Genomic DNA, 8,554 nt, shown 5'->3' with positions numbered 1-8,554 from the left:
GTCGTCGACCACCATCCACTGGCGGTCGTAGGCCAGGCCGCGCTCGGTCAGCTCGGCCCGGTCAAGCATGATGCCGCCCAGCGACTTCACGGGATAGTTGGCGAGCTGGGTGATCTTCACGGGGCACTCCTCGTACCGATGGACTCCCGCATCATGCCGCCTCGTGGCTCCCGGGAACAGGGCCGGCGGGCCGGGCACATCAACGCTCGTCACCTCAGCCGCACCCCTGCCCCTGCTGGATGGGCGGGCAAGGCACACTGCCATAGGAGCAGAATACGCAGCAGTCGCCGGGCCTGGGCCTGAGCAGACGATGACACGCCTCGCACTCGTAGAAGTGCTGGCAGGCATCGGTAGGCATCGTCTCGATCCTGGTGTGCCCGCATTCGGGGCAGGTGAGGGTCGATTCCCGGATGATCTCGGCCATCGTCTCTCTCCTCTCAGTGGTCGCGGGCAGGCGAAACCCTAGAGCCGGCGGGTCTCGACCACATAGCCGATGATCGGATAGCCCGCCTTGCGGGCGGCCTTCTCGGCTTCCAGCTGAGCCTCAATCTTCGAGATGCTGGAGGAGATGTGCTCGAAGACGCTATCGAGCTCCAGCGGCTTGGTGCGCACCGCCAGTTTTACCAGGTGGCCGGTCTTGGGCGCGCCGGACGGCTTGCTGCGTGCGGCCTTGGGGGCAGGGTTCGCGTCGGCAGGCCACTCGGGGGGCGAGGTCGCCGCCTTGCGCCGGGTCTCCTGCTCATTGTCCATGAAGGCGTTGATCTCGCGACGCATCTGCTGCTCGAATTCGCTCAGTTCCGTTTCCATCGTGTCTCCGTCAGCCACTGTAATGGCGCGAGTGTACCAGAACTCGCGCGGTTGCAACCCCTGCGGCCACGTCCAGCGTGCCGCTGGTCAGTGAGCCCTACCTCGCCCAAGGGCGGGGTTCGGCCAGGAGCTGACATTCAACATATTCTATGTGTAACGCCTGGTGTAACCAACTGCGCAACCAAACTTGCCGCGTTAGCGCCGCAGCCGTTCTCGCAGTCTGGTTTACCCCATTGATGGATGGTTTTTCCTTTATTTATCGATGAGTTGCGCTGCGGCCAGAAGACCTGCTTTTATTATTAAATTCTCCGGGATAGATTCAAATGTATTTTCACCATAAGATATTGTCCGGCACTCGGAACTCCCACAAACATCACAGCATTTACTTTTTCCTGTTTCACCGCCTACCCACTCCTCAAGAAGCTTACCGTTGATCAATATGCTATTAGACTGGAGAGGGTTATTAGAAAATTCTGGTAAATCTATTTCTTTTTCCACTAACTCAACTTCAATACCCAACTCCGTCAACGTATTTTTAAGTTTTAAACCTCCAATTCTCACTGCCTCTCCTGTATCACTACACCGTGGACAGGTTTGTTTTTTATCGTTAAGCAGCCTTTGCCACTGAATTGTCAGCTTTTTCATTATTTTCTCCATCTAAGAGCTGTATTAGATAGCGTGCTCGATATCACACTTGAACCCGCACGTGCGTTCAACAGTGTTGATACTGCACGCCAACTCCTCTCCAACCCACTTCAATTACTTGAAATCAAGTATAGCTCGGAAGCATAACACCAATCATCGTGCCGGCTACATAACACCGACGAGCGTGACCGCTGCCTTTTCCGGCATATCTTCCTTGGATTGAAAGCGGCCGTTCATTTGCGCAGAAAGAACCGTGCATGCCCGATTGTTCGCAAACTGGTATTCACATGTTACCATTTTATCTAACCTAGAAAAGACCCATGCATCACCAGCATAGCCGATTAGCTTCAAAGTTACGGTGCCAACCATCAACGCTGCTACAGTATGCGAAATCGCCGATTGGCCATGTCAGTGATTGGCTATATCGCCTGCAAAACGTGGCTTGCATGGTCAGGAAAAGGCCGAACGGAGATTTCCGCCCGGCCGGAGAAGAGGGCCACGCGGCCGTCACGAGACCTCGAGGGCGACCTTGAGCACGCCGTCGCGCTGGTGGGAAAAGAGGTCGTAGGCGTCGACGATCTTTTCCAGCGGGTAGCGGTGAGTGACCGGCTCGTGGCCCACGATCAGGCCCCTCTCCACCGGGTACTCGCCCTTGAGGATATGCACGTCGGTGCCGCAGATGGTGGTGGTGGACACCCGGACCAGGGCGTCGTTGGGGCCGATGTCGGGAATCGGGCGATCGTCGATCTCGATGCGGCCGGGTTCAACGAACACGGCGGCTTTCATCATGGCGGGCATGGCTAAGGCTCCTGGGGCGTGGAGGATAAGGTGCCCTTCATCTATAGCAGGCGTCAGGCGCGCGCGCCCTCAACCCGCATGAATATCATGTTGCAATGCCGCGAAGGGGCTCGCCACCGCCGCTCCCCTTCCCAGCGCACACCGCCCGCCGTAACCTGTCGGCTCATCCCCCTCGCCTCGTCATCCAAAGGAACTGGAATGTCCCCCGCCGATACCCTGCGCCTGCTGCTGCTTTCCTCGCTGTGGGGCCTGTCGTTCATCTTCATGCGGGTGGCGTCACCCGAGTTCGGCCCGGTGCCGCTGGTGCTGGTGCGCATGGGGGTTGGCGCGGCGCTGCTGGTCCCCTTGCTGCTCAGCGTTCGCTACCTCAGGCTGGTGCGCGAGAACGCCGGCAGGCTCTTCCTGCTGGGCTTGATCAACCATGTACTGCCCTTCTCGCTGCTGGCGCTCGCCACCACTCGACTGGAGGCGGGCTTCACCTCGCTGATCAATGCCACCACGCCGATCTTCACGGCCCTGCTCGGGGCGCTGTTCTTTGCCACGCCCATCCAGCGCCAGCAGCACCTGGGACTGGCCATGGCGCTGTTCGGGGTCTATGTGCTCTCGGCCGACCGGCTGGACTTCGCCCTGGGCGGCGATGGCTGGTTCATCCTTGCCGTGCTGGGGGCTACCTTCTGCTACGGGGTGGCCGGCAACTACTCGAAGACCTATCTCACTCACCTGCCGGTGCGAGTACTGGCCGCCGGCAGCACCACCATGTCGGCGCTGATCCTGCTCGTTCCGGGGCTGCTGCTCTGGCCCGCGGAGCCGATCAGTGGCCAGGCCTGGGCCAACGGCCTGGCGCTGGCGGTGCTCAGCACCACGGTGGCCTTCCTGCTCTACTTCGGCCTGATTGCCAGTGCCGGGGCCACGGCCACCTCCACGGTGACCTTCCTGGTGCCGGTCAGCGCCCTGGTGTGGGGTTACCTGCTGCTGGACGAACGTCTCAGCCTGCAGATACTGGCCGGCATGGCGATCACCCTGGCCGGCACCGCCATCGCCACCCGCATGATCCGGCGACGCCGTCGCCGGATGGCCTAGACTGTCCACGGAACTTCCTTGAGGGGAGCGCCATGCCCCATGCCGACTTCCGGTTCCATGACCGGCTGAACGACTTCCTGCCGCCGGCATCGCGCGATGCATCCTTCTTCCGTGACGTGTCGCGCCGGGCCGCCATCAAGGATGTGATCGAGTCCCTGGGCGTCCCCCATACCGAGGTGGACGTCATCCTGGTCAACGGGACCTCGGTGGGCTTCGAGCACATTCTCGCCGGTGGTGAGCGGGTGGAGGTCTACCCCTGGACCGTTGCCCCGCCGAAAGCCCGCCATCTGCGGCCTCGCCCACCGTCATGCCCGCGTTTCCTGGCGGATGCCCAACTGGGCCGCCTCGCCCGCCACCTGCGTCTGCTCGGCTTCGATTGCTACTATCGCAACGACATCGGCGATGCCGAGCTGGCCGTCCAGGCCGACGAGGAGCAGCGCGTGGTACTGACCCGCGACCGCCGGCTGCTCAAGCGCAAGCGCATCCATCTTGCCCATTACGTGCGCAGCGACGAACCCTGGCAGCAGGTCGAGGAGGTGTGCAGGGAGTTCGACCTCGCCCCGGCCTTCGCGCCCTTCACCCGCTGCACGCACTGCAACGGCCGCCTGGCCGTCGTCGACAAGGCGTCAGTGATCGACCGGCTCGAACCCCTGACAAAACAGCACGTGGACGATTTTTTGCAGTGCGAGACCTGCGGCCAACTCTACTGGCACGGCAGCCATGTCTCGCGAATGAAGGCGCGGGTGGAGCGGCTGCGACAGACGCTGGCGCAACCTCCGGAATAAGGCCGTCCCACCCAACCATTCGGGTGGGGGGTTGAACTCGGGCGATCTGGGCCAGAGGGTAGTACCCAGTGCAAAACACACCGGATGTATGCCCCTGGTGGCAATCCGCCGGATCAAAACCTGCCGTTCATCCCCAGGGACATTCGTAATCCGAATAACTGGACTTACGAGGAGGGTTTCCCATGGTGGATCGTTTCGACCCCTATCCCACTCGCCTGACCGACTACCGCGCACCACTCCCCCGCCGGGAGCCCGTGGTGCATGCCCGCAACCAGCGCCGCTGGGAGGGCCCGCTGGACGAGGTGGCCCTCTCGCGCTACGAACGGGACGGTTTCCTGTGGTTCGACGGGTTCTTCTCCCGGGACCGCATCGAGCCGTTCTTCGAGGAGCTCCAGGAGATGGCCAACGACGAGTCGCTGATGCGCTCCGACCAGGTCATCCAGGACCCGGCCAGCGGCGCCATTCGTTCCGTGTTCGGCATGCACCAGCTCTCGGAGCACTTCGACCGCCTGACCCGTGACCCGCGCATCCTCGGCATGGTGCGACAGCTGCTGGGCAGCGAGGTCTATATCCATCAGTCGCGCATCAACGACAAGTACGGCTTTCAGGGCAGCGGCTTCGACTGGCATTCGGATTTTGAGACCTGGCATGCAGAGGATGGTATGCCACGCATGCGGGCGGTGAGCGCCTCGCTGATGCTGACCGACAACAGCGAGTTCAATGGGCCGCTGATGCTGATTCCCGGCTCCCACCGCCAGTTCGTGCCCTGCATGGGCGAGACGCCCGAGGCGAACTGGCGGGAGTCCCTCAAGGCCCAGAAGATCGGGGTGCCCGATCAGAGGGCCCTGGCCGGCCTGGCCGAGCACGGTGGCATCCAGGCGCCCAAGGGGCCGGCAGGCTCGCTGCTGCTGTTCGAGTGCAACACCCTGCACGCCTCGAACGAGAATATGTCGCCCTGGCCCCGCTCCAACCTGTTCTTCGTCTACAACAGCGTGGACAACGCCCTGGAGGAGCCCTATGCGGCCCCATCGCGGCGGCCGGAATTCCTGGCCACGCGTGGCAACATAGAGCCGCTGACGATGCATGACGACTTCCCGGAACTCTCCGGACAGGGCGTCGACCCGCTGCACTGACTCGTTCCGGGACCCCGGCCCCGCATGACAAGACGGCCGTGGCACCACTGCCACGTCCGCCTTGTCATTTCAGGCTCGCACAGCGTCAGAAGTGCGGCTTGCGCTTCTCGAGGAAGGTGCTCATGCCCTCGATCTGCTCCTCGCCGGCGAAACATAGCGCAAACAGACTGGTTTCCAGTGTCGGGAATGGCATGACAGGACATGACGCCGATCAGCCAAGGGAGACGTCCAGCACCATCATGACCGTGAAGCCGGTCATCGTGGCCATGGTCACCAGGTCGATGTTCTCGTACTTCCGCTGGGACTCGGGGATCAGCTCCTCCACTACCACGAAGATCATGGCGCCGGCGGCGAAGCAGAGCGCATAGGGCAGGATGCTCTGCATCTTCAAGACGAACAGCGCGCCGATGACGCCGGCGATCGGCTCGACGATGCCCGACGCCTGCCCCATGAGGAAGCTCTTGCGCTTGCTCATGCCCTCTCGCCTCAGGGGCATGGCGACCGCCGTGCCCTCCGGGAAGTTCTGGATGCCGATGCCGATCGCCAGGGCGAGGGCCCCGCCCAGGGTGGTGGAAGGCAGGTCGGTGGCCACCGCGCCGAAGGCCACGCCCACGGCAAGCCCCTCGGGGATGTTGTGCAGGGTGATCGCCAGCACAAGCAGCGTGCTGCGCTGCCAGGTCGTCTTGATGCCCTCGCTCTTGTCCATGCCGAGGCCGGGGTGCAGGTGGGGCAGCAATCGGTCGGCCAGCCGCATGAAGCCCCCTCCGCTCATGAAGCCGATCACGGCGGTCAGCCAGGCGATGTGGCCCAGCTCTTCCGCCATCTCGATCCCCGGGGCCAGCAGCGACCAGAAGCTCGCGGCGATCATGACGCCCGCGGCGAAGCCGAGCATCGAGTCCATGAAGCGAGGATTGACCGCGCTGGTGAAGAACACCAGCGCCGCGCCGGCAGCCGTAACGCCCCAGGTGAAGAGGGTGGCGAGAAACGCCTGCAGGACGGGATCCAGTTGTACAAGGAAGTCGATCACTCGAGACACACCGTTCGCTGGGAGGGTGGAGCATGCATCGGGCCGGGGGCATGCGGCGAACCGTTCGCGGGAGGGCCATGGTACGCACCGGCCGGGGGCCTGAACACAGGGGGGCTGCTTCAGAGGCTGGAAGAACTCCGTCAGTTGGATATCGTCCAGGCGGAGGTCGTCGATGTCCTCGTCAGCGGTGAGCGGGCGCTGACTCGCACCGCGCACCATGCCCGTTCCCACCCGCACAGGACAACGGTCGTGGTGTTCCCGCCACGGCCGTTGTCACTGGGGTCCCGCGGAATCAGAAGTTGGGCTTGCGCTTCTCGATGAAGGCGCTCATGCCCTCGGTCTGCTCCTCGCCGGCAAAGCAGAAGGCGAACAGGGCGTTTTCCAACGACAGGGCGCTGTCCAGATCCTGGTCCATGCCATCGTGGATCGCCTGCTTGGTGGCCCGTACCGCACGCGGCCCGTTGCCACCGAGCTGCTTGGTGAGTTCCTCGGCGTAGGCCTCGAGCTCGGCCTGGGGCATCACGCGGTTGACCAGGCCGATGCGCAGGGCTTCGCTGGCGTCGATCTTGCGCCCGGTGGTGCACAGGTCGAGCGCCATGGCCGGACCGACCCGGCGCGGCAGGCGCTGGGTGCCGCCGAAGCCGGGAATCACCCCGAGCAGCACTTCAGGCTGGCCGAAGAGGGCATTGTCGCTGGCCACCGCCCAGTCACAGGCCAGGGCTAGCTCGCAACCCCCGCCCAGACAGAAGCCGTTGACCAGCGCCACGGTGGGCACCGGCAGGGTCTCCAGGCGCTTGACGGCGGCCAGCGCCTGGCGGGCGAAGCCGCGGGCCTGTTCCGGGGTCTTGTCACGCATCTCGGCGATATCGGCACCGGCCACGAAGGACTTCTCCCCGGCGCCGGTGATCAGCACGGCACGCAGATCATTGCGGGCTTCCAGGTTGGCCAGCACGCTGTCCAGCTCGGCCAGCACATCACTGTTGAGCGCGTTCAGCGCCTTGGGGCGACTGATAGTCAGGCGCACGACGCCGGCGTTATCGACCACATCGATCAGGTTCTCGCTCATGGGGGCTCCCGGTGGTGTTCTTGAAAGGCAGACCGCTCAACCCTAGCTAACGCTTGGTTGGGCGGCAATCCTCTTTTATTGGTAAGGACAATCTCAGCTAAGTACGCAAGGGGCGCCGGGGACAGGTCGTAGAGGAGGTCCTACGCCAGGGATGACGTCGGTAGCGTACAGGGAAGTATTCACAGCGCCTCCTCGCAGACCTGTCCCCGGAGAAGCCCCGGGCCATTCATTCGTAAGTGTGAAAGCCGCGGCCGCTCTTCCGCCCCAGATAACCAGCATTGACCATGCGCTTGAGCAGCGGGCAGGGGCGGTATTTCGGATCGCCGAAGCCCTCCTGCAACACCTCCATGATCGCCAGGCAGACGTCCAGGCCGATCAGGTCGGCCAGGGCCAGCGGCCCCATGGGATGGGCGGCCCCCAGCTTCATGGCCTCGTCCACCGCTTCGGGGGTGGCAGTTCCCTCATGGACCAGGAAGGCCGCCTCGTTGATCATCGGCACCAGCAGGCGGTTGACCGCGAAGCCGGGCGAGTCGCCTACCGGCACCGCGGTCTTGCCGAGGTCGGCTGCCAGTTGCTCGATGCGTGCCACGGTGGCATCACTGGTCTGCTCGGCACGGATCACCTCGACCAGCTTGAGCACCGGCACCGGGTTGAAGAAGTGCATGCCTACCACCCGCTCGGGGCGCTCGCAGACGGCAGCAAGCCGGGTCAGCGACAACGAGGAGGTATTGGAGGCCAGGATCGCCTCATGGCTCAGGCGGCTCAGGTCGCTGAACAGCTTCTCCTTGAGCGCCGGCTGCTCAGGGGCGGCCTCGATGATCACCTCGCAGTCACGCAGAGCGTCCAGCGAGGTCGTGGTATCCAGACGCGCCAGGGCGGCGCCCTTGTCGGCCTCACTGAGCTTCTCCTTGGCCACCAGCTTGCCCAGACCCTTGTCGATGGCGCCGCGGGCACGTTCCAGCTGCTCGTCGGCCACGTCGTAGAGCTTGGCGGTAAAGCCGCTGGTGACCAGGACCTGGGCGATGCCCTGGCCCATGGTACCGGCGCCGACGACGCCGATCGGTTGTTGGCTCATTTACACTCTCCTATGATGTCTTGTGGACTGCTCAGAAGTCTCGCAAATGCAGTACCGCTCGGAGCTTTTCCGTCGGCAAGCCTGCGGGCGGCGCTCCTCGCTTGGATCTGAGATTAATCTTGGTGGAATGCCCCTACT

The 8,554-nt window shown here is 63.4% G+C and carries 11 protein-coding genes and 1 pseudogene; 3 read left to right on the top strand and 9 right to left on the bottom strand.

The genetic code is table 11. From position 1 onward, the window contains the following. The 5 genes from RI841_RS10890 to RI841_RS10870 all read right to left on the bottom strand — a co-directional run. Positions 1–264, bottom strand: a 264-nt coding sequence (locus RI841_RS10890; protein ID WP_310705622.1) for an MOSC N-terminal beta barrel domain-containing protein, incomplete at its 3' end; no start/stop codon positions are given. Further along, complete coding sequence (locus RI841_RS10885; RefSeq protein ID WP_310705621.1) at positions 215–424, bottom strand: GDCCVxC domain-containing (seleno)protein; 210 nt, start codon at positions 422–424, stop codon at positions 215–217. The genes RI841_RS10890 and RI841_RS10885, both read right to left, overlap by 50 nt. 38 nt (positions 425–462) lie before the next feature. Continuing rightward, positions 463–807: a hypothetical protein gene (locus RI841_RS10880; RefSeq protein WP_310705620.1), complete on the bottom strand. Its 345-nt coding sequence runs from the start codon at positions 805–807 to the stop codon at positions 463–465. A gap of 252 nt (positions 808–1,059) precedes the next feature. After that, positions 1,060–1,452: a DUF2703 domain-containing protein gene (locus tag RI841_RS10875; RefSeq protein WP_310705619.1), complete on the bottom strand. Its 393-nt coding sequence runs from the start codon at positions 1,450–1,452 to the stop codon at positions 1,060–1,062. A gap of 507 nt (positions 1,453–1,959) precedes the next feature. Continuing rightward, entirely contained in the window at positions 1,960–2,250 is a 291-nt protein-coding gene (locus tag RI841_RS10870) for an alcohol dehydrogenase catalytic domain-containing protein (RefSeq protein WP_310705618.1), read from the bottom strand. 198 nt (positions 2,251–2,448) lie between these two features. On the opposite strand from RI841_RS10870, the gene RI841_RS10865 reads away from it, so the two are divergent. The 3 genes from RI841_RS10865 to thpD all read left to right on the top strand — a co-directional run bounded on the left by RI841_RS10865 (position 2,449) and on the right by thpD (position 5,248). Then, positions 2,449–3,330 carry a DMT family transporter gene (locus RI841_RS10865; RefSeq protein ID WP_310705617.1) on the top strand — a complete coding sequence of 294 codons (882 nt, stop codon included), beginning with the start codon at positions 2,449–2,451 and terminating at the stop codon, positions 3,328–3,330. 32 nt (positions 3,331–3,362) lie between these two features. Beyond that, positions 3,363–4,115 carry a Mut7-C RNAse domain-containing protein gene (locus RI841_RS10860; RefSeq protein ID WP_310705616.1) on the top strand — a complete coding sequence of 251 codons (753 nt, stop codon included), beginning with the start codon at positions 3,363–3,365 and terminating at the stop codon, positions 4,113–4,115. 182 nt (positions 4,116–4,297) lie between these two features. Beyond that, complete coding sequence (gene thpD / locus RI841_RS10855) at positions 4,298–5,248, top strand: ectoine hydroxylase (protein WP_310705615.1); 951 nt, start codon at positions 4,298–4,300, stop codon at positions 5,246–5,248. 85 nt (positions 5,249–5,333) lie between these two features. Here the strand turns inward: thpD and RI841_RS10850 are convergent. The 4 genes and pseudogenes from RI841_RS10850 to RI841_RS10835 all read right to left on the bottom strand — a co-directional run. Continuing rightward, positions 5,334–5,426: pseudogene (locus RI841_RS10850) on the bottom strand (enoyl-CoA hydratase/isomerase family protein); the annotation flags it as partial. A 33-nt stretch (positions 5,427–5,459) separates the two neighbouring features. Further along, positions 5,460–6,275: a ZIP family metal transporter gene (locus tag RI841_RS10845; RefSeq protein ID WP_310705614.1), complete on the bottom strand. Its 816-nt coding sequence runs from the start codon at positions 6,273–6,275 to the stop codon at positions 5,460–5,462. A 292-nt stretch (positions 6,276–6,567) separates the two neighbouring features. After that, entirely contained in the window at positions 6,568–7,341 is a 774-nt protein-coding gene (locus RI841_RS10840) for an enoyl-CoA hydratase-related protein (RefSeq protein ID WP_310705613.1), read from the bottom strand. A gap of 226 nt (positions 7,342–7,567) precedes the next feature. Then, positions 7,568–8,416, bottom strand: coding sequence for a 3-hydroxybutyryl-CoA dehydrogenase (locus tag RI841_RS10835; RefSeq protein ID WP_310705612.1), 849 nt, complete (start codon positions 8,414–8,416; stop codon positions 7,568–7,570). Positions 8,417–8,554 lie beyond the last annotated feature (138 nt).

The sequence above is a fragment of the Halomonas sp. genome, from assembly GCF_031581305.1.
Classification (GTDB): Bacteria; Pseudomonadota; Gammaproteobacteria; order Pseudomonadales; family Halomonadaceae; genus Halomonas.
This window is presented reverse-complemented; position numbering and strand designations above follow the sequence as displayed.